The sequence below is a fragment of the Streptomyces sp. NPDC058637 genome (assembly GCF_042717325.1).
In the GTDB taxonomy this organism is placed as follows: Bacteria; Actinomycetota; Actinomycetes; order Streptomycetales; family Streptomycetaceae; genus Streptomyces.
In genome coordinates this window covers 1-25,305 of the sequence record NZ_JBHXRD010000015.1, presented here as the reverse complement: position 1 = coordinate 25,305, position 25,305 = coordinate 1, and the positions used below count along the sequence as shown (strand labels likewise).

The 25,305-nt window shown below is 72.5% G+C and carries 23 protein-coding genes and 1 pseudogene; 12 read left to right on the top strand and 12 right to left on the bottom strand.

Annotation, left to right across the window (positions count from 1 at the left end; all coding sequences use genetic code 11):
- Nucleotides 1-55 precede the first annotated feature (55 nt).
- The 3 genes from ACFWVP_RS17230 to ACFWVP_RS17220 are packed head-to-tail and all read right to left on the bottom strand — an operon-like array spanning nt 56 to nt 3,245.
- On the bottom strand, nt 56-1,690 hold the full coding sequence (locus ACFWVP_RS17230) for a transporter (RefSeq protein WP_384497460.1): 1,635 nt from the start codon (nt 1,688-1,690) through the stop codon (nt 56-58).
- Nucleotides 1,687-2,511 (bottom strand): ABC transporter ATP-binding protein, encoded by an 825-nt coding sequence (locus ACFWVP_RS17225; protein ID WP_384497459.1) that lies wholly within the window; start codon nt 2,509-2,511, stop codon nt 1,687-1,689. Before ACFWVP_RS17225 ends, ACFWVP_RS17230 begins: the two co-directional genes overlap by 4 nt.
- Nucleotides 2,512-2,549: 38 nt before the next feature.
- Nucleotides 2,550-3,245, bottom strand: coding sequence for a bifunctional DNA primase/polymerase (locus ACFWVP_RS17220; protein WP_384497457.1), 696 nt, complete (start codon nt 3,243-3,245; stop codon nt 2,550-2,552).
- A 246-nt stretch (nt 3,246-3,491) separates the two neighbouring features.
- Here ACFWVP_RS17220 and ACFWVP_RS17215 point away from each other — a divergent pair, with 246 nt between their 5' ends.
- Nucleotides 3,492-4,874, top strand: a complete 1,383-nt coding sequence (locus ACFWVP_RS17215) for a transcriptional regulator (protein WP_384497455.1) — start codon at nt 3,492-3,494, stop codon at nt 4,872-4,874.
- A gap of 160 nt (nt 4,875-5,034) precedes the next feature.
- Nucleotides 5,035-6,486: a hypothetical protein gene (locus ACFWVP_RS17210; protein WP_384497453.1), complete on the top strand. Its 1,452-nt coding sequence runs from the start codon at nt 5,035-5,037 to the stop codon at nt 6,484-6,486.
- Between the two features lie 71 nt (nt 6,487-6,557).
- Here ACFWVP_RS17210 and ACFWVP_RS17205 read toward each other — a convergent pair whose 3' ends face one another.
- Entirely contained in the window at nt 6,558-7,826 is a 1,269-nt protein-coding gene (locus ACFWVP_RS17205) for an ABC transporter substrate-binding protein (RefSeq protein ID WP_384497451.1), read from the bottom strand.
- Between the two features lie 174 nt (nt 7,827-8,000).
- Here ACFWVP_RS17205 and ACFWVP_RS17200 point away from each other — a divergent pair, with 174 nt between their 5' ends.
- Both ACFWVP_RS17200 and purU read left to right on the top strand, forming a co-directional pair.
- Nucleotides 8,001-8,447 carry a hypothetical protein gene (locus tag ACFWVP_RS17200; RefSeq protein WP_384497651.1) on the top strand — a complete coding sequence of 149 codons (447 nt, stop codon included), beginning with the start codon at nt 8,001-8,003 and terminating at the stop codon, nt 8,445-8,447.
- Between the two features lie 28 nt (nt 8,448-8,475).
- A complete protein-coding gene (gene purU / locus ACFWVP_RS17195) occupies nt 8,476-9,378 on the top strand; it encodes a formyltetrahydrofolate deformylase (RefSeq protein ID WP_384497450.1) in 903 nt (300 codons plus the stop codon).
- A gap of 36 nt (nt 9,379-9,414) precedes the next feature.
- On the opposite strand, the gene ACFWVP_RS17190 is transcribed toward purU, so the two are convergent.
- Together ACFWVP_RS17190 and ACFWVP_RS17185 are read right to left on the bottom strand one after the other, a co-directional pair.
- Nucleotides 9,415-10,632 carry a maleylpyruvate isomerase N-terminal domain-containing protein gene (locus ACFWVP_RS17190; protein WP_384497448.1) on the bottom strand — a complete coding sequence of 406 codons (1,218 nt, stop codon included), beginning with the start codon at nt 10,630-10,632 and terminating at the stop codon, nt 9,415-9,417.
- The gene (locus ACFWVP_RS17185; RefSeq protein WP_384497446.1) at nt 10,629-11,309 is read right to left on the bottom strand and encodes an RNA polymerase sigma factor; all 681 of its coding nucleotides are present in this window, start codon (nt 11,307-11,309) and stop codon (nt 10,629-10,631) included. The genes ACFWVP_RS17190 and ACFWVP_RS17185 overlap by 4 nt, the downstream gene beginning before the upstream one ends.
- 290 nt (nt 11,310-11,599) lie before the next feature.
- Between ACFWVP_RS17185 and ACFWVP_RS17180 the strand changes: the two genes are divergently transcribed.
- From ACFWVP_RS17180 to ACFWVP_RS17170, 3 genes are all read left to right on the top strand, one after another.
- Nucleotides 11,600-11,974, top strand: a complete 375-nt coding sequence (locus tag ACFWVP_RS17180) for an STAS domain-containing protein (RefSeq protein ID WP_384497444.1) — start codon at nt 11,600-11,602, stop codon at nt 11,972-11,974.
- An 83-nt stretch (nt 11,975-12,057) separates the two neighbouring features.
- Nucleotides 12,058-12,588: an EF-hand domain-containing protein gene (locus ACFWVP_RS17175; protein WP_384497443.1), complete on the top strand. Its 531-nt coding sequence runs from the start codon at nt 12,058-12,060 to the stop codon at nt 12,586-12,588.
- Between the two features lie 559 nt (nt 12,589-13,147).
- Nucleotides 13,148-13,669: an ATP-binding protein gene (locus ACFWVP_RS17170; protein ID WP_384497441.1), complete on the top strand. Its 522-nt coding sequence runs from the start codon at nt 13,148-13,150 to the stop codon at nt 13,667-13,669.
- Here the strand turns inward: ACFWVP_RS17170 and ACFWVP_RS17165 are convergent.
- A complete protein-coding gene (locus ACFWVP_RS17165; protein WP_384497439.1) occupies nt 13,624-14,619 on the bottom strand; it encodes a GlxA family transcriptional regulator in 996 nt (331 codons plus the stop codon). The two genes, ACFWVP_RS17170 and ACFWVP_RS17165, sit on opposite strands and share 46 nt — an antisense overlap.
- Nucleotides 14,620-14,719: 100 nt before the next feature.
- Here ACFWVP_RS17165 and ACFWVP_RS17160 point away from each other — a divergent pair, with 100 nt between their 5' ends.
- Together ACFWVP_RS17160 and ACFWVP_RS17155 are read left to right on the top strand one after the other, a co-directional pair.
- The gene (locus tag ACFWVP_RS17160; protein ID WP_384497438.1) at nt 14,720-15,148 is read left to right on the top strand and encodes a DUF2809 domain-containing protein; all 429 of its coding nucleotides are present in this window, start codon (nt 14,720-14,722) and stop codon (nt 15,146-15,148) included.
- 73 nt (nt 15,149-15,221) lie between these two features.
- Nucleotides 15,222-16,664 carry an MFS transporter gene (locus tag ACFWVP_RS17155; RefSeq protein WP_384497437.1) on the top strand — a complete coding sequence of 481 codons (1,443 nt, stop codon included), beginning with the start codon at nt 15,222-15,224 and terminating at the stop codon, nt 16,662-16,664.
- 54 nt (nt 16,665-16,718) lie between these two features.
- Here the strand turns inward: ACFWVP_RS17155 and ACFWVP_RS17150 are convergent, their stop codons facing one another.
- The 4 genes and pseudogenes from ACFWVP_RS17150 to ACFWVP_RS17135 all read right to left on the bottom strand — a co-directional run bounded on the left by ACFWVP_RS17150 (nt 16,719) and on the right by ACFWVP_RS17135 (nt 19,722).
- Nucleotides 16,719-17,909 carry a flavin-containing monooxygenase gene (locus ACFWVP_RS17150; RefSeq protein ID WP_384497435.1) on the bottom strand — a complete coding sequence of 397 codons (1,191 nt, stop codon included), beginning with the start codon at nt 17,907-17,909 and terminating at the stop codon, nt 16,719-16,721.
- Nucleotides 17,910-18,049: 140 nt separating this feature from the next.
- Nucleotides 18,050-18,163, bottom strand: a pseudogene (locus ACFWVP_RS17145) (hypothetical protein); the annotation flags it as partial.
- A gap of 20 nt (nt 18,164-18,183) precedes the next feature.
- Nucleotides 18,184-18,852, bottom strand: a complete 669-nt coding sequence (locus tag ACFWVP_RS17140) for a pyridoxal 5'-phosphate synthase (protein ID WP_384497433.1) — start codon at nt 18,850-18,852, stop codon at nt 18,184-18,186.
- 222 nt (nt 18,853-19,074) lie between these two features.
- Entirely contained in the window at nt 19,075-19,722 is a 648-nt protein-coding gene (locus ACFWVP_RS17135; RefSeq protein WP_384497431.1) for a TetR family transcriptional regulator, read from the bottom strand.
- A 391-nt stretch (nt 19,723-20,113) separates the two neighbouring features.
- Here ACFWVP_RS17135 and ACFWVP_RS17130 point away from each other — a divergent pair, with 391 nt between their 5' ends.
- The gene (locus tag ACFWVP_RS17130; protein WP_384497429.1) at nt 20,114-20,929 is read left to right on the top strand and encodes a VOC family protein; all 816 of its coding nucleotides are present in this window, start codon (nt 20,114-20,116) and stop codon (nt 20,927-20,929) included.
- A 205-nt stretch (nt 20,930-21,134) separates the two neighbouring features.
- On the top strand, nt 21,135-23,495 hold the full coding sequence (locus ACFWVP_RS17125) for a PQQ-binding-like beta-propeller repeat protein (RefSeq protein WP_384497427.1): 2,361 nt from the start codon (nt 21,135-21,137) through the stop codon (nt 23,493-23,495).
- 8 nt (nt 23,496-23,503) lie between these two features.
- Here the strand turns inward: ACFWVP_RS17125 and ACFWVP_RS17120 are convergent, their stop codons facing one another.
- On the bottom strand, nt 23,504-24,205 hold the full coding sequence (locus ACFWVP_RS17120) for a hypothetical protein (protein ID WP_384497425.1): 702 nt from the start codon (nt 24,203-24,205) through the stop codon (nt 23,504-23,506).
- Between the two features lie 216 nt (nt 24,206-24,421).
- On the opposite strand from ACFWVP_RS17120, the gene ACFWVP_RS17115 reads away from it, so the two are divergent.
- Nucleotides 24,422-24,955, top strand: coding sequence for a hypothetical protein (locus ACFWVP_RS17115; RefSeq protein ID WP_384497423.1), 534 nt, complete (start codon nt 24,422-24,424; stop codon nt 24,953-24,955).
- Nucleotides 24,956-25,305: the final 350 nt, after the last annotated feature.

Genomic DNA, 25,305 nt, shown 5'->3' with positions numbered 1-25,305 from the left:
GCCCCGGCCCCGCCCCCCGCCCTCTCGCCCTCGCGGACCTGCGCCCCGCGCCCCCTCAGCCCTTGCTGACCGCCGCCAGGATCTCCGGGAGCCGGGCCGCCGTACGGGGCGCGGCGAGCCGTAGGCCCAGCCACCCGACGAACGCCCCGTACACCGCTCCCACCGGAAGCAGCAGCCACAACCAGCCCCGCAGATCCGCCACGTGCAGCCAGACCGTCAGCCCGATCACGGGCGCGCAGAGCAGGGCGGACGCCACCATCCCGCCGAGGATGGAGATCCAGGCGAGCCCCGCCTGACCCGGCGCCACGTTCTTGAAGGCGCCCTCCTGCGGGATCGAGTACGGGAACAGCGCCGAAGCCATCGCGCCCGTCGCCAGCATCGCGCCGAGCAGGGCGAAGGACACACCCATGGACGCGGGGAGCGACGCCCAGTCCCCGAGCACCGCCGCCGTCACCGAGGTCACCAGGACCGTGTACGGCAGGGTGATCAGCAGCAGGGTCAGGGCCCGCGCCCGCAGTTCGACGTAGGCGTCCCGGGAGGAGGAGATCGACAGCGCCACCATCCAGAACGCGGAAGTGTCCTGCCCGAACTGGTTGTACATCTGCATGCCGAGCATCCCGGCCGCGAAACAGGCGAGGTAGACCGAGCCCGACCCCTGCACCGCGTTGAGCACCGGCACGATCAGACCGATCGCCAGCGCCGCCACCCACGTCGCCTTCGTCTTCGGGTCCCGGGCGATGTACCGCAGACCGCGCTCCATCGCCGCCCCCGTACGCCCCTCGGGAAGCAGCGCGAGGAGGCCCGAACGTTCCGATCCGGCCTCGCGGTCCGCGACGGCGATCGTGGAGCCGTCCGGCGACGTCATCAGCTTCGACAGACTCCGCTGCCACAGCCACACCAAAAACCCCAGGGCGAGCACCGAGAGCAGCACCTGCCCGACGGCCGCCCCGTACGCCCCCTCGGAGGCGGACCCCACCGCGCCGAGCGCCGAGGCCGGCGGCAGCCAGCGGACCACGTCCGCGAGGGGTTCGAGCGCGGACAGGCCGCCCGCCCGCCCCAGACGCTGCGCACCGAAGCTGACGAACTGGATGCCCACCCCGATGACCAGCCCACTGAGCAGCGCCAGATCGCGCCCCTTGCGGGAGGTCAGCAACCGGACGTTGGCCGTGGCGACGGACCGGGCCAGCGCCACACACACCAGCAGCGTCAGCGGTACGGCGACGACAGCGGCCACCACCGCCGCCGCACCCCGCGCCACCGCGATCACCGAACCGAGGGCCAGGGCGAGCGTGAAGAGCGGCCCGATGCCGACCAGTGAGGACACCAGCAGCGCCCCGGTCAGCGGGCGGGGCCGAAGCGGAAGCATGACCAGCCGGCTCGGGTCGAGGGTCTCGTCACCGCCCGGGAAGAACAGCGGCATCACCGCCCAGCCGAGCGCCACCACCGCGGTCAGCAGCACCACGAGCGTCTCCGCCTGCGCGTGCCCGCGCAGCGCGACCAGCCCGACCACCTGCCCCGCGGCGAACAGCAGCGTGACCACGAGCGACGCGATGTAGACCGCACGCCGCCCGGACGACTGACGCAGCCCGTTGCGCAGCAGCGTCAGCTTGAGCCGTACGAAGACGGACACGAGGCCGTGACCCCCGACCGCCGGAACGGCCCGCCCCGCGGGGCTCTCCAGGACGGTCATCGGGCGCCGCCCAGCCAGTCCAGGGACTCCCCGGTGTCCCGGGCGCCCGCCCCGACCAGTTCGAGGAACGCGTCCTGCAACGACGGCGCGTCACCACGCACCTCCGCCAGCGTGCCCCGGGCCCGGATCCGGCCCGCGGCCATGACGGCCACCCAGTCGCAGAGCGACTCGACGAGCTCCATCACATGGCTGGAGAAGACCACGGTCGCCCCGGAGCGCGTGTACCGCTCCAGCACCCCGCGGATCGTCTGCGCCGACACCGGGTCCACACCCTCGAACGGCTCGTCGAGGAACAGGACTTCGGGATTGTGCAGCAGCGCGGCCGCGAGACCGATCTTCTTGCGCATCCCGGTCGAGTAGTCCACGACCAGCTTGTGCTGCGCCCCCGCCAGATCGAGGACGTCGAGCAGCTGGGTGGTCCGCTTGTCGACCTCGGCCCCCGGCAGCCCCCGCAACCGACCCGTGTAGGCGAGGAGTTCACGCCCGGAGAGCCGCTCGAACAGCCGCAACCCCTCCGGCAGGACCCCGATCCGGGCCTTCACCGCCACCGGATCCCGCCACACGTCGTGACCGCCGACCTCGATGCTCCCCATGTCCGGCCTGAGCAGTCCCGTCACCATGGAGAGCGTGGTCGTCTTCCCCGCACCGTTGGGGCCGACCAGACCGATGAACCTGCCCGCGGGCAGCTCCAGATCGACCCCGGAGACCGCGATCTGATCCCCGAACCGCTTCCACAGTCCCTGTACCCGCACGGCGGGAGGCACCGCGGAGGCACCGTCCGCCCCGCTCGTCCCGCCCGTGCTGTCCGCCTGGTCCGGCATGGCACTGCCTTTCGAAGTCCCCACGTGTGGGGACCACCCTACGAAAGGCGCGTACGGGCGTCTGCCGCCTCACGTGCGCAGGCATAGGCGAGCGGCCTGATCAGCTCCTCCGCGTCGGGCAGCCACCGGTTCGTCGGGGTGGGGCGACGGGCCCACTGGACGGCTCCGCGCCCGCCGACACGGGTCGGCGGCCCGGCCACGTAATGGCCCTCCCCGCGTCCCACCAGGTCGATGGAGACGGTGTCCCAGCCCAGCCGGCGGACGAGATCGGGGGCCTTCGCCGCGGCCCCCGGCAGCACGAAGAACTGCATCCGGCGGTCCGGGGCGCAGGTCACCGGGCCGAGCGGGAGGCCCATCCGCTCCATCCTGGCCAGCGCGAGGAAGCCCGCGGACTCCGGAACGTCGAGCGCGTCGAAGGACCGTCCGGTCGGCAACAGCACCGAGGCCGTGGGGTGCTGGGACCACATCCGCCGGGCGGCGGCGGCGCTGCCGGTCGCCTGGCCGGCCCAGTCCGGACGGGTGGGATGGGCCCCGGGGGAGGCGCAGCGGGCATCCCCGCACGAGCAGCGCTCGGTGCCGTCCGACGATTCGAGCCAGGTGCCGGGGAACACGTCCCAGTGCCGCACCTCCGCGTACCGCGCCGCGGCGTCGAGCAGCTGTTCGCGCCGCTGCCGGGGCACCTGTGCGACCTGCGCGGTCTCCGTCACTCCGATGGGCTCTTCCACGCACAGCACAACTTCCGGCGCCGGTCGGGGTTACGGGCGCACCGGCGCCGGTAACGGCGGATCGATCCTGCACACGGGGCGCACGGAGGCATGGGCGGGGGCGCGCGAGAGGCGGTGCACCGAAGGGCGGGTAACCACTTGCAGGACTGTGCCAACTCGCCACCGCGCGTACCCAATACAGATGAATATGCGCATTTCTCATCCATATTCCGGGCAATGATCGTTCCAACGATCACTGCGGTCCCAGGGGGAAACATGGCAGCCAGACCTCTCGTCGCCCGCCAGCCGAACGAACGACTCCAGACGCTCATCCAGGAGGCGGCCTGTTCCAACGCGGGCCTCGCCCGACGCGTCAACATGGTCGGAGTCGAGCGGGGGCTCGACCTCCGTTACGACAAGACCTCCGTGGCCCGCTGGCTGCGTGGACAACAACCACGCGGCAGGGCACCGGGAATCATCGCGGAGGCGCTCGGCCGCAAGCTCGGCCGTACGGTCACGATCGACGAGATCGGCATGGCCAACGGCAAGAACCTGGCCTCGGGCGTCGGCCTGCAGTTCGCGCCCACCGTGCTCGGCGCGATCGAGCAGGTCTGCGAGCTGTGGCGCAGCGACGTCGGCCGGCGCGATCTGCTGTCCGGGTCGGCGGTGGCGGCGTCCGCGCTGGTCGAGCCCAGCCGCGACTGGCTGATCACGGGCGCCGACCCGCAGGTGGCACGCACCGCGGGGGCCCGGGTCGGGACGCCGGACGTGGAGGCGGTGCGCGCGATGACGGCCGCGCTCGTCGACCTGGACCACCGCTTCGGCAGCGGGCACGTGCGGCCCGTCCTGGTCCACTACCTCAACAGCGTGGTGTCCGGGCTGCTTTCCGGGGCGTACCGCGAATCGGTGGGCCGCGAGCTGTTCGGGGCCGCCGCCCGACTCACCGAGCTCGCCGGGTACATGGCCGTCGACACCGGCCAGCCGGGCCTGGCCCAGCGGTACTACATCCAGGCGCTGCGCCTGGCCCAGGCCGCGGGCGACCGGGCGTACGGCGGTTATGTGCTGGCCGCGTCGATGAGTCATCTCGCCGCCCAGCTCGGCAACCCGCGGGAGATCGCCCAGCTGGCGCGGGCCGCCCAGGAGGGTGCGCGGGGACGGGTGACACCGCGCGCGGAGGCGATGTTCCACGCGGCGGAGGCCCGGGGCCACGCGCTGATGGGGGACGCCCGCACGTGCCAGGCGGTGGCCGGCCGGGCGGTGGCGGCCCTGGAACAGGCCGACGCGGACACCGGTGACGACCCTTCGTGGATCGCCCACTTCGACGCCGGCTACCTCGCGGACGAGCTCGCGCACTGCCACCGCGACCTGGGGCAGGGGGAGCCGGCCGCGCGCCGGGCGAAGGAGGCCCTGGCGGCCCTCCCGCAGTCCCGGACCCGGCGCCGCGGCATCGGCCTGGTGCTGCTGGCCACGGCGCAGGTGCAGCAACGCGAGGTGGAGCAGGCGTGCCACACGGGGATGCGGGCGATGGAACTGCTGGGCACGGTGCGGTCCAGCCGGGGTGCTGAATATCTCGATGACCTTCAGCAGCGGCTCGTGCCGTTCGGGGAGACGCCCGCGGTCCGGGAGTTCGGCGCGCGGATGGAGCTCCAGGCCGCCTGAGCTGCTGATTCGATGAGCTGACCATGAGCGGCGTCGGAGGGGCGCCGCGTGTTACCCGCTGTGTGAAGGGGTGGTGAGCGCCCTCGGGCACTTGGCGCGGGGTGGTGGCCACCCGGTAGCGTGAGTCGACGATTCCGTTGGTTCACACGTAGGAGTCCCGGTGACGCAGAGCGGACAGGGTGACGAACAGCTCCCTGCTGTACGGCCCACGCACGAAGGTGTCGTGCTGCCCGCGGAGGGCGGCGCACCCTGGACCGCGGGGGGCCGGGCGGCCGACCAGGCGGCCCCCGCGGGCGGGCAGCCGTGGGGCCAGGCCTGGGGGCCCGCCGCGCACGAGGACGGCCACGCCCCGGGGCAACTGCCGCCCGAGCAGCCCCGGTCGGACGCGTACGGGTACCCGCCCCAGCAGTCGTACGCGCCCCCGCAGCAGTCGTACGGTGCCCCGCAGGCCCCGTACCAGCAGCAGGGGCAGCAGCAGCCGTACGCCCAGCCGCTGCCGCCGGAGGCCGTGCCCGGCATGGCGGCGGGCGGGGACGCGGACGCCACGCAGTACATCGCCCCCGTGCCCGGCGGGATGCCGCCCGAGCGCCCCGCGGAGTCCACCCAGTACCTCGGGCAGTCGGCCCCGCCCGCGCAGGCGGCCGACGCCGACGCGACCCAGTACATACCCCCGGTGCCCGGCGGTGTCCCGTACGGAATCCGGCCCGGGACACCCGGCGAACGGCAGCCGCCCGCCGAGTTCGACAACCTGTTCCGCAACGAGGCGCCCGCGGGCGCCACGCAGCAGATGCCCCAGGTCGGCCCCGCGCACCAGCAGCCGCAGCAGGCTCCACAGCACCAGCAGCCCTCGCACCAGCCGCCGTATCAGCAGCACCAGGGCGCGCACGGGCAGCAGGCGCCGCAGGGGCCCCGGCCGTTCCAGTCGGGGCCGCAGGCCGTCCAGAGCCCGCAGGACGAGCACGGGGGCGGTGGGGCGCCCCGCAGGCGGTCCGCGCACATCCCGCTGATCGCCGCCGTGGTCGTCGGCTGCGCCGTCATCGGACTGGGCGCGGGCGCCCTGCTGAGCGGCGGGGAAGAGAAGCCCGGGGACGACAAGCAGCCGGTGTCCGCGCAGAGTTCACCCACGAGTGAGGCCACCGGCCAGGCGGCCGACCCCGCCGAGACGCAGGCCCAGGGACTCGACAAGCTGCTCGCCGACAGCAACGACAGCCGTGCGGCGGTGATCAGCGCCGTGGCCAGGATCGAGAACTGTCAGGCGCTGGACCAGGCGGCCACCGATCTGCGCGGCGCGGCCACGCAGCGCCGCGATCTGGTGACCCGGCTCGAAGGGCTGAGCATCGACCAGCTGCCCTCCAGCGCCGAGCTGAAGACCGCGCTGACCGCGGCCTGGCAGGCCTCGGCGGAGGCCGACGACCACTACGCGGCCTGGGCCGGCCAGGCGAAGAACGACAAGAAGGTCTGCAAGGGCGGCAAGGCCAGGTCGACCGGCGAGAAGGCCAAGGCCAACGCGTCGAGCGGCGTGGCCACCCGGGAGAAGCAGAAGGCGTCGGGGCTGTGGAACTCCATCGCGGAGAAGTGGGCGCTGACGAAGCGCGCCCCCACCGAGCTCTGACCGTACGGAGACGGCCTCCGTCCCCGGGTGGGGGACGGAGGCCGTCTCCGTACGGTGGACCAGCCCTTTGGTCAGCCCCTGATGCGGGCGTCCACCAGGGTTTCCGTCACATCGACGAAGCCCTTCCTGTCCGCGACCAGGCGCCCCTCACGGACCACCTGGAACGTCACGTTGCCGTTGACGATGCGCGGATACGCGGCCGAGCCGACCGTGTCCTGGAAGCGCCAGCGCAGGACCGGTGTGAGCCCGCCGGTGTCCACCTCGGTGCCGCGGTTGAGGCTGACGGACACCGCGCCCGCCGTGATCGTCTCCTGGTTCAGCGCCTCGATGACCGCCTTGAGCGCGGTGTACGCGATCCAGGTGGTCTGCACACCCGTGTCCTCGGGGTCGATCCGGTTGTCCCCGAACGCGTGCTCGCGGATCACCTGGCGCATCGGCTTCCAGCGGGCGTCGCCCGATTCCGGGTACCAGCCGGTGACGTACGCCCCCTCGAAGGGGCTGTTCCGGCCGCCCGTACGGTCGATGAGCGGCTGCCCGACGCTGCCGAGCACGGACGAGATGCGTACGTCACTGTCCTCGGGTTCGAGGCGGCGGAACGAGTCGAAGAACGTCTCCGTGCCCTTGCCGAGCACCGCGGTCACGCAGCCGTCGCCCGCCTCCTCCAGCGCCTTGACCGCCTGGGACTCGTACGACGTGGCTTCCTCGGGCGCCCTGATGTCGAACGACGCGGGCCGGTCGGCCCGGGTGAGGCTCAGATCGACGAGGCCCGGCATGCCGTCGCCGACCAGCGTGTCCGGCCGCACCAGCGAGACCCGGTCGCAACTGGCCGCCAGCTGCTTGCCGTTGCCCGCGAGGAGCGCCGACTGACCGCCGTTGACCGGGTAGGAGAGATAGCTGGTGAACTCGTCGGCGGAGGCGCCGTACCCGCCGATGTACGGGATCCCGGCGGCCTCCAGCGGGGCCAGGAACGCCCGCCCGTACCTGCTGTACGAGCCGACGACCGCGACGACGTCCTCGTCGACCGCCTGCCGCGCGCACTTCGACGCTCCGGTCGCGCTGTCGTCCTCGTTGCAGGTGAGCACGCGCAGCTCGTGCCCGTCGATCCCGCCCTGCTCGTTGATCCAGCCGGCGTAGGTCCGCGCCATGGCCGGCATGCCCGCCATGTTCACGGCGGCCCCCGGGGTGTCGGGCGCCCAGGTCATCACGGTGACGGTGTCCCTGGAGCCCCCCGAGGCACCAGGGATGACACCGCAGCCGGTCAACAGCAATGCGCCGGCCGCCGCCGTAATTGTGAGGATTCCGTAGGGGCGGAGAGGGGTGTGGCGTCGCCATCCGGTCATGGTCGTGAACTTTTCCGCGCCACGGGTAACGCTGCAGTGTGCTCTGTTCAACGCTCGGTGACGTGAAGGTGAATTACGGGGGGCCGTGCACGGGTGGGCGGAGGGAACGTACGATCGACAACCGTGCAGCAAGGTTCGGAGAACTCTTCCCGTCGCGGCCGTCGCTCCTCCACCATGGGCGGCATGCCGCTCAACGACATGCCGTGGTGGCGCTGGCGCAGCAACGTGCGCTCGGCGCTGCACATGCTCTCCGACCCCGTCTTCCACCACGAGTGCTGGCTGACCGGCCAGGCCGGGTACGGCGACGTCACCGACGCCGTGTACCGCCTGGTCGAGGACACCTGGCTGGACAACTGGTCCGCCGAGAAATACGTGGGGACGATCTTCCGCGACTCCGCCGAGGCCGCCCTCGTGGACGTCGCCGCCCTGCGCGTGCTGCGCATCATGCACCAGGTCGGTGCGGACGCCCCCGTCTCCGCCTACCTGGAGCACCACGGCTGGGCGGAGGCCGTGCAGGCCGCCCGCGAGGCCCATGTGATGCTCGCCACCAACGACGCCGAGGACCCGGACATTCCGCCCCGTTCGCTCGACGTGCTCCGCATCATGACCGGATCCGCCTGACACCGGGCACCTGTGGCACCCTACGGGGATGACCGCCCCGCAGCCTGCCGAATCCCGTCCCGCCGCTGCCTCGGACGCCACCGCCGAGCAGTACGTCCTCACACTCTCGTGCCCCGACAGACAGGGCATCGTGCACGCCGTGTCGAGCTATCTCTTCATGACGGGCTGCAACATCGAGGACAGCCAGCAGTTCGGCGACCACGACACCGGGCTCTTCTTCATGCGCGTCCACTTCTCGGCGGACGCCACGGTGGACGTGGACAAGCTGCGGGCGAGCTTCGCCGCGATCGGTGACTCCTTCCGGATGGACTGGCAGATACACCGCTCGTCCGAGCGGATGCGGGTCGTGCTGATGGTCAGCAAGTTCGGCCACTGCCTCAACGACCTGCTCTTCAGGTCCGGCATCGGCGCGCTGCCGGTCGAGATCGTCGCCGTCGTCTCCAACCACACGGACTTCGCCGAGCTCGTCGCCTCGTACGGCATCCCCTTCCGGCACATCCCGGTGAACCGGGAGAACAAGGCGGAGGCGGAGGAGCGGCTGCTGGAGCTGGTGCGCGGGGAGAACGTCGAGCTGGTCGTCCTGGCCCGCTACATGCAGGTGCTGTCGGACGACCTGTGCAAGCAGCTCAGCGGCCGGATCATCAACATCCACCACTCCTTCCTGCCGAGCTTCAAGGGCGCGAAGCCGTACCACCAGGCGCACGCGCGCGGTGTGAAGCTCATCGGTGCGACGGCGCACTACGTGACCGCCGACCTCGACGAGGGGCCGATCATCGAGCAGGAGGTCGAGCGGGTCGGGCACGGCGTCACTCCTGACCAGCTCGTCGCCGTCGGCCGTGACGTGGAGTGCCAGGCACTGGCCCGCGCGGTCAAGTGGCACGCCGAACGACGCATCCTGCTCAACGGCCGCCGCACGGTGGTCTTCGCGTAGCGGAGCCGTCGCGCCCGCCGCCGTCCGCCGGAGGAGTCACAGCCTGCTGAGGGAGGCCGCGGCGAACAGCACGTCGCTGATCGCCTCGCGGTCGCCCTGCTGCCCCGCCGCCGCTTCCACCGGTGGGACGTGCCCGGCGACCAGCCGGCAGAACTCCACGCCGTCGAGCGCGACCTGCGCCACCGTGTGCTCGGGGGAGCCGACCGCGGCCGGTGAGTCCAGCGCGATGTACCAGTTGCCGCCGCCCCGGCCCTCGACCTCCAGATGCAGCGAGCGGCCCGGGGCTCCGGCCGTGACCAGATGGCGGGCCGCTCCCGCCAGTCCGGCACGGCGGCGCTCGGCGAGGGTGGCCGGCAGCAGCCGGACCGCGAGGTCGATCATGCGGTGGAGATGGGCGGCGGCCGGCGGCTCGTAGGGGTAGTCCACCGCGTCCGCGATGTCACCGCCGTGTACCCAGCACTCGAAGGCCCGCTCCAGCATCGAGTCCTGCAACGGGAGGGCGAAGTCCCCGTACGGGACGGAGAGCGCCGCCACGTCCCGGCCCGCGAACGACACCGTGCGCACGAGGGTGTGACTCTGCTCGCGCCACGGCTCCCGGACGGCCCGGGTGGGCGGCCGGTAAGCGGCTGACCAGTACGTTTCGGTGCGCCGGGTCGGCGACAGGGGCTTGTCACCGCTGCCCAGCGGGTCGTCCAGACCGAGAGCCGAGGCGACCAGGCCGTCGACGGCCATCAGATGCCCGATGACCCCGGCGACCGTCGTCTTGCGGCCGGCCTGCCGCTCGCCCTCGAACCACTTCAGCCGCACCGGCGCATGCCACTCGGAACTGCCGATGTCCCGGAGCAGCGCGTCGAGCCTGGCGGTCTCCGCGTCGTACGGCGCGGCCCAGGAAGGGACGGGGATCGTGGCCGGGCGGCGGCCCAGACAGCTCTCCAGGACCCGGGCCCGGAGCATCGGGTCCAGATCCAGGCTGCCGTCGGTGTGCAGGAGCCCCACTGCGTCGCGCAGCCGCAGCGCCTCGTCCGCGCAGGGGGCGCACGAGGTGAGGTGCTCCTCCACCGCCGCGGTCTCCTCGGCCGTGCAGGCGGCCAGGGCCCAGGCGCCGAGCAGCGAGGCGAGCACCCCGTGGGACAGGGCCGGGGCGGCGGGCGGAGCCGGCAGGGACGCGAGGTCGTCCGCGGGAGCCCGCGGTCCCGGTATGCGCCACGCCGGGATCCCGTCGTCACGGCCGGTGCCGTCCGTGCCGCCGCTCACGGGGTGTGTCCGTATCCGGGAGGCGAGGAACCCGCCGGCGGGCGGGTGTTCGCGGTGGCGAGCAGCTGCAGCCCGAGCCGCAGCCGGCGCCGGGCCTCCTCGCCGGTGACGCCGAGGTCTGCGGCGGTCTGCCGGTAGTCCCGGCGCTGGATGTACGCGAGCTCGAGTGCGGCGCGCAGGGGCGCGGGCATCGAGGAGACGATGTAGTCGGCGCGGGCGGCGACGGTGGCCCTGCGCACCAGGTGCTCCAGCTCCTGCTCCGGCTCCCGGGCGTCCGTACCGGGGCCGTTCGCGTCCCGGTGGCCCGTTCCTGGGACGCTCCGGTGATCCGCGTTCGAGACGCCCCGGTGGTCCGTGCCGGAGTCGTCGCCCGAGCCGGCTCCGTCCGCGCCGTGTGTCCCGCGCAGCCGCTGCACGGACCGGCGGTGGGTGAGCCATGCCACCCAGGACCTCATCGAGCCCTGCCTGGGGTCGTACGCGCCGGGGTTCTCCCAGACGAAGCCGAAGACCTCGCGGGTCACCAGGTCCGCGGCCTCCTCGTCGTCGAGCATGCGGTGGGCCTGGCTGTGCACGAGCGGCGCGAAACGGTCGTAGAGCTCGCCGAGGGCCGCCGCCTCGCCACGCGTCAGCCGCTGCTGCATGCGGCGGTCCCAGCGCGGTGGTGCGTCCTTCGCCATCAAACCCCCAGCCCTGTGCCCCTCGTCACCCCGAATGTAGTGGGCTAGGTCCGGCGCGCACGCACCTTTACGCCAAGTACGTCCCCCGTGTGGCGCTGAATGATAGGGAATACGTTCCGCTTTGCCGTTTCCCGACCGGGTAAACGGGTTGTCGGAGATCATTCCTGGATGAATCCTGTGCCGCGTCCACAGGTGGACCGGTGTTTCGCGGCGGCGCCGAGGGGGCAGCCGCGAGGAGGAACGGAAACTTCCGGATCCCCGGACTCCGCGGAACGAGAGGTCCCAGTCGCGTGACGCTGAAGGTGGACGAGACCGAGCAGGGCGAGTGGACCGTACTGCGGATACGCGGTGAACTCGATCTGGTGAGTTCACCCGTCGTGCGCCAGTCCGTCCACGGGGCGGTGGCCGAGGGACAGCACGACGTGGTCCTCGACCTCTCCGGAGTCCTCTTCTGCGACTCCAGCGGCGTCGGCGTGCTGATCGCCTCCCGCCACCTCATGAAGTCCTGCGGGGGACGGCTGCGGCTGATCCTCCCGGCCCGCGGCGCGGTGGACGGCTCCCACGTCAACAAGGTGCTGGGGGCGCTGGGGGTACGAAGACTCTTCGAGGTCTACCCCGACGCGGAGTCCGCCACCGACGAGGAATCCCGGCCGCTCACCGCCTGAGCACCTCAGGCCGACCCCTGGTTCCGCCACCGGCAACCGGGGTTAGTGACACGTGACGCCCGTCGGCGTCGTACGCTCCCCGCATGGACAGCGCAGAGTACGAGCGCAAGATCGCGCACCGTTTCGCCGCCTTCGACCAGGACGGCAACGACTACATCGATCGCGCCGATTTCAACGCCGCAGCGGCCCGTCTGCTCACCGAATTCGGTACAAAGGCCCGATGCGACAAGGGCCAGGCTCTCTATACGGGCGCCGAGGCCTTCTGGCAGGGCATGGCGGGCATCGCCGACGTGGACGGGGACCAGCGCGTCACCCGTGAGGAGTTCGTGGGCGGAGCCGTGAAGCGGCTGCGCGACAACCCCGGACGCTTCGCGGAGATCGCCAGGCCCTTCCTGCGCGCGGCGATCGCCGTGGCGGGCAGCACGGAGACCGACGGATCCACCGTCGCCACGGTCGCCGCCGTGGAGCGGGCCCTGCGGGTACTGGGGGCCGAGGAGGACGTCGCGAGCACGGCGGCCGGGAGCCTGGACACCGACGGCGACGGCACGATCGCCGAAGCGGACGTGGTAGCCGCGGTGGCCGCCTACTTCACCGTGATCGAACCCGACGCGTAGCCCGTCGCACAACACGCCCAACGGCGCGAGCAGTTCGCGCCGCCGTGCGGGCCGGCCGGGGAGGACCCCGGACCGGCCCGCACCGCTGTCCGCACGGCGTCATGGCTGACCGGAGGCGTGCGGGCGGTGGCGGTGCGGGTGACGCAGCGCAGCCGGGCGGTGCGGACGGCCTGAGGCGTACCCGGGGTGACCCGTCACCGGGCGGAGTCGGACACCCTGCTCGGGTACGCTCCGTTGGATGCGAGTGGTTCTGGAACCGGAGGATCCGGATGTGGCCCGTGCGGCCGCTCCGGACCGGGAGCGATGCTCCGCTCGCGACCCACGGAGCTGCACCGGACCTGCCGGGGAGTCGGTCCCCGGAGCGACGGCGCGCTCCTGTTCGACTCTCCGCAGCGCGCGTCGCACAGTATGGACCACGCGTACTCCTTCGCGCTGGAATATGCCCGAAGCGCTTGTTGCGGTGACTGTACGTCAACCATGCTGTCCCGAAGGGGAGTCACGTTCCGTGACCCTGAGGAGGCGCTAGGCGATGTGTCCGCCGGTTCGGATGGTGTGAGCGGTGCAGGTGCTTCAGGTTCAGCTGGAGGTCGGGCCGGATCCCGCGGAAGTGGGGCGGGCCCGCAGATGGGCGCGCTCGCGGCTGATCGGGTCCGGGATGGAGGACGAGCCGCTCGCCGAGACGATCGTCCTGCTGATCTCGGAGCTCGTCACCAACGCGGTGGTCCACACGGGCTGCCCGGCGGTGCTGCGGATGTTGTTCGGCCCCACCGGATCGGCGGGGACGGTGCGGGTCGAGGTGGCCGACACCAGCTGCCGTCCGCCCCAGCCGCGTCACGCCGAGGGTGAGGACACCAACGGCCGTGGCCTGGAGCTGGTGGACGGCCTGGCGGACCGCTGGGGCTGGCAGCCGGAGGGCGCCGGGAAGCGGATCTGGTGCGAGATCGACCGGGGCGGCCCGGTGCTGGTCCCGCTGATCAAGGAGCAGCAGGGCGACCTCAGGACCGCGCCCGCCCTGCGACCGGCGGTTTCCCGGACTCAGGCCTCCTGGCCCGCGACCGTCGACCGGAACGTCCGCCGGTAGGCCGTGGGCGGCACTCCCAGCGCCGCCTGCACGTGCTGGCGCAGGGAGGTCGCCGTCCCGAACCCCGCCTCCCGCGCCACCTGGTCGACCGACAGGTCCGTGGACTCCAGCAGGTGCCGGGCGCGCTCCACCCGCTGCTGGGTGAGCCACTGCCCCGGGCTGATCCCGACCTCCTCGCGGAAGCGGCGGGTGAACGTGCGGACGCTCATCGACTCCTGCCGGGCCAGGTCGCGCAGCTGGATCGGCTGTTCCAGCCGGCCGAGCGCCCAGGCCCGCGCGCCGGTCGTGGTGGCGAGCTGCGCCTCGGGGACGGGCCGCTGGATGTACTGCGCCTGGCCGCCGTCGCGGTGCGGCGGTACGACGGTGCGCCGGGCGACGTCGTTGGCGACGGCGGAGCCGTGGTCGCGGCGCACGATGTGGAGGCAGAGGTCGATCCCGGCGGCCACCCCCGCGGAGGTCAGCACGTCCCCGTCGTCGATGAACAGGACGTCCGGGTCGACGCGGACCTTCGGGAAGAGCCGCTGGAAGTGCTCGGCGGATGACCAGTGGGTGGTGGCGGGACGGCCGTCGAGATATCCGGCCGCGGCGAGGACGTACCCGCCCGTGCAGATGGACACCATCCGGGTCCCGGGCCTGATGTACGCGAACGCGGCGACGAGCTCGTCGGTGAGCCTGCCCTCGGTGTGGACAGGGCCGAGTTCGTACGAGGCGGGGACCACGACCGTGTCGGCGGTGGCCAGGGCCTCGGGCCCGTGCTCGACCAGGATGCTGAAGTCGGCGTCGGTGCGGACCGCGCCCGGCGGGCGGACGGAACAGGTCATCACCTCGTACAGCTTCCGGCCGCCGTCGGCCGGGCCGGCGCTCAGTGAGCGCCCGAAGATCCGTTGTGGGATGCCCAGCTCGAAGGGGAGCAGCCCGTCGAGGGCGAGTACGACGACGCGGTGCGGCATGCGGACTCCTGTTCCCCTCGGGTTGGCTGCCATCGCATTCAAGCTGATACATCTCGCTGCTGTGAATGAAAAGTCGGCAGCTCGCACATCCATTCCCCCGGTGACCGGCACCCGCGTCCGGGTGGTGGCGGGGGCGGCGGCCCTCGTGACCGTGGCGGCCGGGCTGGGCGTCCGGTCGGTGGCGGGCGGGGACTTCGCCAAGTACGCGGGCTCCGCCTCGTACACGGTGCTGATCCACACCCTGGTCGTCCTGCTGGTTCCCAGGGTGCGCCCGCTGTCGGCCGCCGGGGTCGCGCTGGTGTTCAGCTGGGCGGTCGAGCTGGCCCAGCTGACGGGGATACCCGCGGACCTGTCCCGGCAGAGCACGGCGGCGCGGCTCGTCCTGGGCTCGACGTTCAACGCCCCGGACCTGTTCTGGTACGTGATGGGAGCGGCCCTCGCCTGGGCGGTCCACGCGACGGTGGCCCGCACGGCGGTGGCCCGCACGGCGGTGGCCCGCACGGCGGTCCGGTCACGCTCCCGGACCTGACCACGTGAGGCCGTGGCCCGATCCCTGCGAAGGGTGTCTGTCCGGCCGCTCGTAGCGGTCGGCGCAGGCCAGGATGCTGGTCCGCGTGAAGAACCCGACAACCGTAGCCGCGGCAGCTCCCGTCGACGCCGCCCCGCCCCGCCGGCCCTCCCGCCCGCGGATCCACCGGGCGTGGATCGTCGCGGCCGTCACCTTCGTGACGATCATCGGCGGTGCGGCCTTCAACTCCCTGCCCGGCCTCCTCATCGACCCCCTCCACACGGAGTTCGGCTGGTCGCGCGGGGAGATCGGTCTCGCGGTCTCCATCGACATGGCGCTGTACGGGCTCACCGCGCCGTTCGCCGCCGCACTGATGGACCGGTTCGGCATCCGCCGGGTCGTGGTCGTCGCGCTGACCGCGGTCGCCGCCGGGGCACTGGCGAGCGTCTGGATGACGGCGTCCTGGCAACTGATGCTCTACTGGGGCCTGCTCGTCGGCCTGGGCACCGGAGCGATGGCGATGGCCTTCTCCGCGACGGTCACCAACCGCTGGTTCGTCGCCCGCCGGGGCCTGGTCACCGGCATCCTCACCGCGGCCGGGGCCTCCGGCCAGCTGGTGTTCCTGCCGCTCTGCGCCTGGATAGTCGACGAACACGGCTGGCGCCCCGCCTCGGTGACCGTCGCCCTGGCCGCTCTCGTCGTCGTTCCGTTCGTCTGGCTGCTGATGCGCGACCACCCGGCGGATGTGGGCCTGGCCCCCTACGGCGGCACGTACGCCGAGAAGCCGCCGCCCGCGGTGGGTGCGGCGGCCCGCACCGTACGCGTCCTCCTCGACGCGGCCCGTACGGGGCCGTTCTGGCTGCTGGCGGGATCGTTCGCCATCTGCGGTGCCTCCACCAACGGTCTGATCCGCACCCACTTCGTGCCCTCGGCCCATGACCACGGCATGCCGATCACCGCGGCTGCCTCGCTCCTGGCCGTGATCGGCGTGTTCGACATCATCGGCACGATCTTCAGCGGCTGGCTCACGGACCGCTTCGACGCCCGCAGACTGCTTGCCGTCTACTACGCGCTGCGCGGCATCTCGCTGCTGTTCCTGCCGATGCTGATGGCTCCCGCGGTGCACCCGCCGATGATCTTCTTCATCGTGTTCTACGGCCTGGACTGGGTCGCCACGGTCCCGCCGACCCTGGCCCTGTGCCGCGAGCACTACGGCGAGGACAGCGCGATCGTCTTCGGCTGGGTCCTGGCCTCGCACCAGGTGGGCGCGGCCCTGGTCGCGTTCCTCGGCGGTGTCGCCCGCGATGTGTTCGGCTCGTACGACGTGGTCTGGTACGCGTCCGGAGCGCTGTGCGCGTCGGCGGCCCTGATGGCCCTGGTCATCCGCCGGAGACCGGCGGACCGCCCCAGGACACCGGGCGCTCCCGCCCGGACGGGCCCGCTACCGACCCCGAAGACGTGCGGTCAGGGGGACGGCCGGCGGAACCGGGCGGCGGCCCGAGCTGTACGCCCTGTTCGGCGATCCGGACGCCGGTGACGTCCGGATCCTCGGCCGGCGGGACGGCAGTTGAGAGGGCCGCGGGCCGCCGCTTCAGCCCTTCGCGGCCAGCCGCCTGGCTATCTTCCGGGCGTCCAGGGCCATTTCGCGGAGCATGCCGCTGATCGGGTTGGTGAACCCGGTGAAGTACAGGCCCGGCGCCTGCTCCGGCGTACGGGCACCGTGCACCACGGGGCGGCCACGCGCGTCCAGCACGCCGAGGTGCCCCACCAGGCCCTCCAGGGCGCGCCGGTAACCCGTCGCCGCGATCACCGCGTCCGGGGTGATCCTGGTTCCGTCGGCCAGTACCACCGTGTCCCCGTCGAAGGACTCGACGGCCGCCACGGGGACCACCCGGCCGCGCTTCACGGCGTTGATCAGCCCGACGTCCTGGACCGGGATCGCCCCCTCCCTGACCCGGGAGTACAGGCCCGTGTCCGGGCGGGGCAGGCCCTGCGCGGACAGGTCGGGGACGGCGACGCGGGCCAGCAGGCCCCCGGCGCGGTCGACCAGCCGGACCGGCAGCCTGCGGACCAGGACGGCGGTCGCCTGCGCGGGCCAGCCCGCCGTCGAGCGCCGCACGATGTGCGGCGTGGTGCGCACCGCGATCCGCACCCGGGAGGCACCGCCCTCGACCAGGTCCACGGCGATCTCCGCGCCCGTGTTGCCGATGCCGACCACGAGGACGTCCTTGCCGGCGTACGGGCCCGGGGCGCGGTACTCCGCGGCGTGCGCCAGCTCACCCGTGAAGCCGTCGCGGCCGGACCAGTCGGGGATCAGCGGGGTGTGGTTGAAGCCGGTGGCCACGACGACCGCGCGGCCCGTCAGCACCCGGCCCCCGGTCGCGCTCAGCTGCCAGCCCGACCCGTCGGCCGCCCGGTCGATCCGGGACACCTCGACACCCGTGACGACCTCCAGCTCATGGTGCTCGGCGTACTTCTCCAGATAGCGCACCATGTCGTCGCGCGACACCCAGCGCCCGAACCTGCGGGGCATCGCGAGCCCCGGCAGCGACGACCAGCGCCGGATCGTGTGGAGGTGCAGCCGGTCGTAGTGGCGGCGCCAGGACGCCGCGACGCCGTCGGACTTCTCCAGCACCACCGCCCGTACTCCCTGTCCCCGCAGGGCCGCCGCGGCGGCGAGACCGCCGGGACCACCGCCGATCACATAGACCGGCCGGTCGTCGGTGCGGTCGAAGGAAGCGGGAAGAGCGGGGCCACCGGGAGTGGAGGTGCTGTCTGACATGCTTCGGAGCGTAATCCGGCGTTCAATTGATGGGTCTCGGTCAAGACCGGAATCGGTTGCGAATTGATCACGGATGCGCGGTTGTTGTGTGCCGGGGGCCTGTTTCCGGCCGCGCCGCACACAACGGTGCGCGATGTCGTTCACATCCCCGGCGCACCCCACACCGGGAACCACCGGGCCGGTTCCTTCTCCACCCGGAGGTCGTCCCCCGGCACCGCCCGGACCCGCAGCTCCAGTTGGTTGTCGCGAACCGGGCAGGAGCCCCGCGCGGCGGCTACGGCCAGAGCAGTTCCCGCGTCCAGGTGCCGCCGGCCTCCCGGCGGTAGCGCAGCCTTACGTGCCGTCGCTGCGCGTCGCCCTGGAAGAACTCCGCCTCGCGCGGCTCGACCACGTAGCGCGTCCAGCTCTCCACCTCGGCGTCCGGTTCGGACCGGGCCTGTTCCCAGGCCGCTTCGGAGGCCCGGACGAGCTCGTCGTAGGAGGTCAGCACCTCGCTCTGCGAGCCGGTGAGCGCGGCGGCCAGCGCGCCGGTCGACCTGGCGTGCAGATCGGCCAGGCTCTCCGCGCGGCCCACCGGGGTGACCGTGCCGCGGACCCGGATCTGGCGGCCCTGGGCGGGCCAGTAGAAGTTGAGGGCCGCGTGCGGACGGGCCGCGAGCTGGCGGCCCTTCTCGCTGGTGGAGTGGGTGGCGAAGTGCCAGCCGCGCTCGTCCGCGTCGTGCAGCATCAGCGTCCGCACGTCGGGCCTGCCCTCGGCGTCCACGGTCGCCAGGGTCATGGTGTGCGGTTCCGTCTGCCCGGCGGCCACCGCCTCGGCGAACCAGGTGTGGAAGAGGCCGAGGGGGCCGGGGGGTGCGGTGGACGGGTCGAAGCGGGGGAGGGGGGCGTCCCAGACGCGCTGGGCGTGGAGCAGGTCGCGGAACGTCTTCTGTGCATCGGTCATGGACCCATTCCACAGCGTCGCGCGGCCGTTCGCCCGGTGTGTGCGGGAAAGCGGGCGCGGGAGGGCGTGTGGACACGCGGGCGCGGGCAGGCGTGCGCCGCAGCTCGTGTCCGGGAACGCCGACGGCGGACCACGCGGGTGGTCCGCCGTCGGTGAGACAGGACGTGGGGAACCGCGGAAGGTCCCGCGGCGCCCGGCGTATGCGGGAGTCCTGGCGGGCGCCTACCTGGCCGGCTTCCTGCCGGTGATGCCCAGGTGTACCAACAGGGCCAGGTTCGGGCGGAGTTCGGCCTGCTTCACGCCCCAGGTGGTGAAGCCCTTCTGGTGGGAGGCGACCCCGGACAGCATGACGACGAGGGAACCGGCCACCGCCGCCGGGCTGACGTCCTTGTCGACCTTGCCCTTGGCCTGGAGCTCCTTGATCGAGTCCGTCAGGGAGCCGGTGACCGAACTGAGGATCTTCATGCGGATCTTGTAGAACCGCTTGTCGCCCTCGGCCGCGCCGAGGTCGACGACGCGGAGGATCGCGTCGTGGCGGCGCCAGAAGTCGAGGAATCCCTCGACGAGTTCTTCGGCGCTCTGCCATCCTGCCTTGCCGACCCAGGAGCGTCCGGCGACCAGTTCGGTCAGCCCCCTGCCCTCCTTGGTCATTTCCTCGGCGAGTTCGAGGACGGCGCCCTCGACGTCGGGGAAATACTGGTAGAACGTCGCGGGTGAAGTCCCTGCCTTCCGGGCCACGTCGATGACTTTGACGTCCCGGTAGGGAGAGGCGCTGAGCATTTCGCTGAGGCAGTCGAGCAGCTTCTGCCGCGTCGCCTGACCTCGCCGACCGGCCACGCGGCCGTCGACGGTGCGCACTTGTCCTGTCATGCCGTCAGCTTACCGAGGGCGGATCCGAGCGCGATCTGACCGACTGCAAATGGGGAACGGACCAGCCGGGGCGGGGTGAACAGGGGTTTTTCCGGCGGCGCGCGGGCGCTCTTCACGACGGCTACCGGAAGGGCCGGGGGTTGGCCCCGGGGCCTCGTGGGGCCGGGGCGGGCGCTCGGCGGGGCCCTCCATGAAGGGTCTCGATGCGATGGTCTTATCAACAGCCTGTGGATAACTTCGGTGGACAACTCTTGTCCACCGGGTCATCGAATCTTCACGATTCGGGCGAACGTTCTATTTTGATGTGCGGAAGTGCCCCGGGGCGCGCCGCGCGGCCCACGACGCTACGTTGACTGTGACGGGCGTCACCGCTACGGAAGGACCCGGGGCCATGGCCGCATTCGCACAATCCGTGCCGTGCTGGGTGGATGTGCAGCTCGCCGACCTCGAAGCGGGCAAGCGCTTCTACGGCGGGCTCTTCGGGTGGACCTTCCGGGCGGGGGACGGCATGCCGTTCGCCGACGCGTACAGCGAAGGGAAGCTCGTCGCCGCCCTCGCCGCGAAGCGGGACGGCCGCATGCCGACCACGTGGGGCGTCTACTTCTCCACCGACGACATCCGTGCCACCGTCGCCCGGATCCGCGAGGCGGGCGGCCAGGTGATCACCGATCCGGTGCGGGCGGGCAGGGCCGGCATCCTCGCCCAGGCGGTCGACCCCGGCGGTGCGGTCTTCGGCCTCTGGCAGGCGGGCGACCGTGCCGGCTTCGAGAAGCGGAACGAGCCCGGCGCCTTCTGCTGGACCGAGGTCCACACCCGGCGGCCGGAGCGCGTGGACCCCTTCTACGAGGAGGTCTTCGGCTTCCTGGGGACGGACCTGGACCTCGGCGGGGCCCCGGGCGGCGACCCGGGAGCGGCGGAGGCCGGGGCCGAATTCCGCATGTGGTCCCCGGCGGGAACCGAGCCGGGACCCGACACCGCGATCGGCGGCCGCAGCGTCATCACGGACGCGTTCCCCGAGATGCTGCCCAGCTACTTCCTCAGCTACTTCGCCGTGGCCGACTGCGTCCGCGCGGCCGAGACCGCCGTACGCCTCGGTGGCCGGATCTCGGCTCCGCCCTTCGACATCCCGTACGGGCGGATGGCGGTCCTCCAGGACGACCAGGGCGCCGCCTTCGCGGTCCTGCAGCCGACCGAACTGCTTCCGTAGCCGTTACGCGGCCGTTCCGGGGGCTGTCCTGAAAGGGATGGAGTGTCACAAGCCACCCCGTTCCGCACCCGGGTTCGCAACCGGGCCCCGAGCCAGCAACAATCGGGGTGCGCACCGCCAGGTGGTGCCGAGTGGTGAGACGCTGCACAGGGCGGGATTTCGCGGGCTTCTGTTCCTGAGGCCCGTACGGGGAGGTGGCAGGCAAGTGGAGCAGCTGACGCAGCATGACCCGAGGCGGATCGGCCCGTTCGAGGTGCTGGGACGGCTCGGCGCCGGCGGCATGGGGCTGGTCTATCTCGCACGATCGGCGTCGGGCCGTCGGGTGGCGATCAAGACGGTCCGTACGGAACTGGCCGAGGACCAGCTGTTCCGGGTCCGCTTCACGCGTGAGGTGGAGGCCGCCCGCGCCGTCAGCGGTTTCTACACCGCCGCCGTGGTGGACGCCGACCCCCGGGCGGCCGTGCCGTGGCTGGCGACCGCCTACGTCCCCGCGCCCTCGCTCGAGGAGATAGTGAGTGAGTGCGGGCCGATGCCGACGCAGGCCGTGCGCTGGCTGGCCGCCGGTATCGCCGAGGCCCTCCAGTCGATCCACGGGGCCGGCCTCGTCCACCGTGACCTGAAGCCGTCCAACGTGCTCGTGGTCGAGGACGGGCCGCGGGTGATCGACTTCGGTATCGCGTCCGGTGTCTCCAACACCCGGCTGACCATGACGAACGTGGCGGTGGGCACGCCCGCGTACATGTCTCCCGAGCAGGCCCGCGACTCGCGCAGCGTGACAGGGGCCAGCGACATCTTCTCGCTCGGCTCGACCCTGGTCTTCGCGGCGACGGGGCACGCGCCCTTCCACGGGGCGAATCCGGTCGAGACCGTGTTCATGCTGCTGCGGGAAGGGCCCGACACGGAGGGGCTGCCCGACGACCTGAGACCGCTAATCGAGTCCTGCATGCAGATGGACGCGACGCGGCGGCCCAGCCCGGCGGACCTGCAGGCCCAGCTGGCCCCCCATCTGTTCGCCTCCGGCAGCGACGACAGCGGTACGGCCTCGGCCTGGCTGCCGACCCTCGCCACCGCGATGATCGAGCAGCGGCGCGGCGGCGGGCGTGCGATCGCCGCCGTACCCGCCCCGGTCGTCGTGCCGCCGCCCCCGTCGCAGCCGCCGCCGGGCGCCGACGCGGACGGGGCCTGGCGCGGCGACGTGCGCACCGCGCCCGGCCCGGCGGCCGACGGCGGTCCGGTGCGGCTGGCCGGGGCGAAGCTGCCGATCGGTCCCGGCCCGCGCCCGGTGGACGTGCGGGGCGCCGCCGCCGCGCACGCCGACCCGGCGACCGGCTGGGTCCGCCCGCCCGCCGGGCTGAACGGCGCCGCCGGTCACGCGACGGCTCCGGTGCCCGCGCCCATGCCGTCCCCCGAGACGTCGCCCGCCGCGCCGGAGCGCTGGCGGCCGTGGCGTTTCCGCATGTCGAACGACGTCTGGGGCACTCCCGTCGTCGTCGGCGACCTGCTGTACGTGACGTCCTTCGAGGTCCACGCCCTGGATGTGGGCAACGGGCGGCGCCAGTTCAAGACCAGGGACGTGGCCTGGGCGATGGCCGTCGACGGGGGCAGGATCCACGCCTCGGACGGTCCGTCCCTGTACGCGCTGGACGCGGCGACGGGGGCCGAGCGGTGGCGGCTGCGGACCGACGCGTGGGTGTACTCGCTGAAGGCCGACCGGGGCACCGTCGTGACCGGGACGCGCGGCGGCGGCGTACAGGCGTGGGAGGCGTCCAGCGGCGAGAAGCTGTGGGAGGCCAGGGGCGCCCAGACGGACTTCGAGACGCCGGAGGCCGGGCCGGTCCTCCACGACGGCGTGGTGTACCTGTGGCAGGACGCCCGGCTGCGGGCCGTGGACGCGCGCACGGGCATGGAGCGGTGGTCGTACCCGATCGGTGACGCGGCCTCCTGCGGCGGCGTGCCCGTACGGGTGACACCGGCGCCGGACGGCTTCGTGTACGTCGCCGCGGGCACCCGGGTGCTGGCCGTGGACACGGTCTCGGGCCGGGTGCGCTGGCACTTCGAGTCGCCGGCCGTCTTCCTCTCGCCGCCCGCCTTCGCGCCCGGACCCGCGGTCACGGGGGGCGGGGTGTACCTCGCCGACTACCTCGGCACCGTGTACGCGCTGGACGCCTCGACCGGCAAGGACCGGTGGCGGATCGCGACGGAGTCCCGGCAGTCCATCGAGCCGGTGCTGGTCACGGCGGGCAACGTGCACGTCGGCAGCGGCAGCGCGCTGTACACGCTGGACGCGGTGACGGGCACACCGAAATGGCGGTTCGCGGCGGGCGGCGAAGTGGTCGGAGCGCCGGTGGTCGCGGACGGCCGGGTCCACTTCGGCTCGGCCGACCACGTGCTGTACACGCTGGACGCGGCGGGCGGCCAGCTGCGCTGGAAGCTCGCCACCGGCGGCGAGATCACGGGCTCACCGGTGGCCGAGGCGGGGGTCGTGTACGCGTGCAGCAAGGACCGCTGCGTGTACGCGCTGGACGCGCTGAAGGGGACCGGTACGGGGAACCGAGCCCGCGCCTGACCCGCGTCTCAGGGGTGCGGCGGGTGGTAACGGTCGCGGTCCTCGTCCGGGACCACCGGGTACGAGGCCGTGTCCTCGTCCGCCCGCGGCGCCCGGTGGTGACCCGTACCCGGCCCCGCGTACGGGTCGCCGTGCGGACCCGTACGCGGTCCCGTGTGCGGTCCTGTGTACGGATCGGCCTCCGGCTCCGGCCACGGCGACGTCTGCGCCGACGGTCCCGGTTCCTGCGTCGGCGGCCAGGTGTCCGGATGGGCGTCGGTCGGCACGGGGTACGGATCGTTCTTACGCCTCGTCCGTGCGCGCCGCCCGGACATCACCAGCGCTCCCAGCAGGAGCAGCACCCCGCCGCCCAGCGCCTGCGCCACGCCCCATCCGAGCCCGGAACCGTCGCCGACGACCGCCAGACCGCCCGCCGCCTGGCCCTGCCGGACCATCCACAGCACGGTGAACCCGAGCGCGATCAGCCCCGCAACGGCCACGACCCAGCGCGACCGCAGCACCACGCCCACCAGGGCGACCAGGGCGGCGAAGAGGAACGGCAGCAGGATCGAGCCCAGCACGGCGGACGACACGTCGCCGATGCCCTCGAAGAGGTCCTGGACACGGAAGTCCCGCCCGAGGCGGTCGCCGTACCAGCCGCGGAAGGGGCTCTGAACGGCCGCCGCCGCGCCCAGCAGGGCGAGGACGGAACCGAGGACATTGCGGATCATGGTCGGCCTCCCGGGCCTGCGCGCCACGCACGGAACTGCACCGCTCCCCGGCTCGACGCTACGCCGGGCCCCTCACCCCTGCCATCCGGAGACCATGACCAGACCGTGACAGGGCCATGACCGGGCCGAGGGTCTGGGCGGGAGAGGCTGTGCGTTACGGTGTCGCGCGGCTGCGTGACGGCCGGGTGGCCGACGACAACAAGGGGGGCTGCATCGATGATGCGGCGGCGGATCAGGTTCGCAGCGGTTCTGGTCGTGGTGGTGCTCGCGCTCACCGGATTCTCGACCTCCAGCAGCGGAGGCAAGAGCCGCAGCGGCAAGAGCGGCGGATCGAGCGACGGCGGTTGCTCCAACTCGAAGAAGAGCAACGGCAGCTCTGACGACTACGACGATGACGACTACGACAGCTCGTCGAGCTCGTCCGGAGGCTCCACGTACGAGTCGGCCGCCCCCGGCCCGACCGCCTCGGAGTCGCCCGCCCTGCGCGTGATCCGCTGCGTGTCGCCCAAGAAGGGCAAGCGCCGTGCGACGACCTCCTCGTCGGTCGAGATCCGCTCGACCGCGGCGGTCACGCACGTGTACGAGGTGGACGTGACGTTCGTCGACGCCAAGGGCCTGACCGTCGACACGGGTGAGGCCGAGGTCGAGGTCGACGCCGGAGCGTCCAAGACCATCCAGGTGCCCATGGACAACCCGCGCTCGGTCTCCCGGGTGAAGCGCTGCCTGGTGACGGCGGAACTGCGCTACTGACTCCGGTCGGTACGCACGGCCGCGGGCGGGACGTGGTCCGCACCTCGGCCGAGGACGGCATGCGCGAGTGGTGCCGGCCTCAGGGGCGGGCGTCGTGGCCGGAGTACCGAGTACACGACAGGGCCCGAGCCGGTCGGCTCGGGCCCTGCGGTGTGCGGGCGGCTCGGACGGCGTACGTACGACGGGGCGATGACGGCACCGCCGCGGTGTGCGGCGACCGAACCCGGTGAGAGCCGGACACGGACGTACGGCGGCCGCGGGGGGGGGCCCCCCCCCCCCCCCCCCCCCCACCCCCCCCACCGGGGGGGGGGGAGGATAAAAAAAAAAAAAACAACACCCAAAAAAAAAAC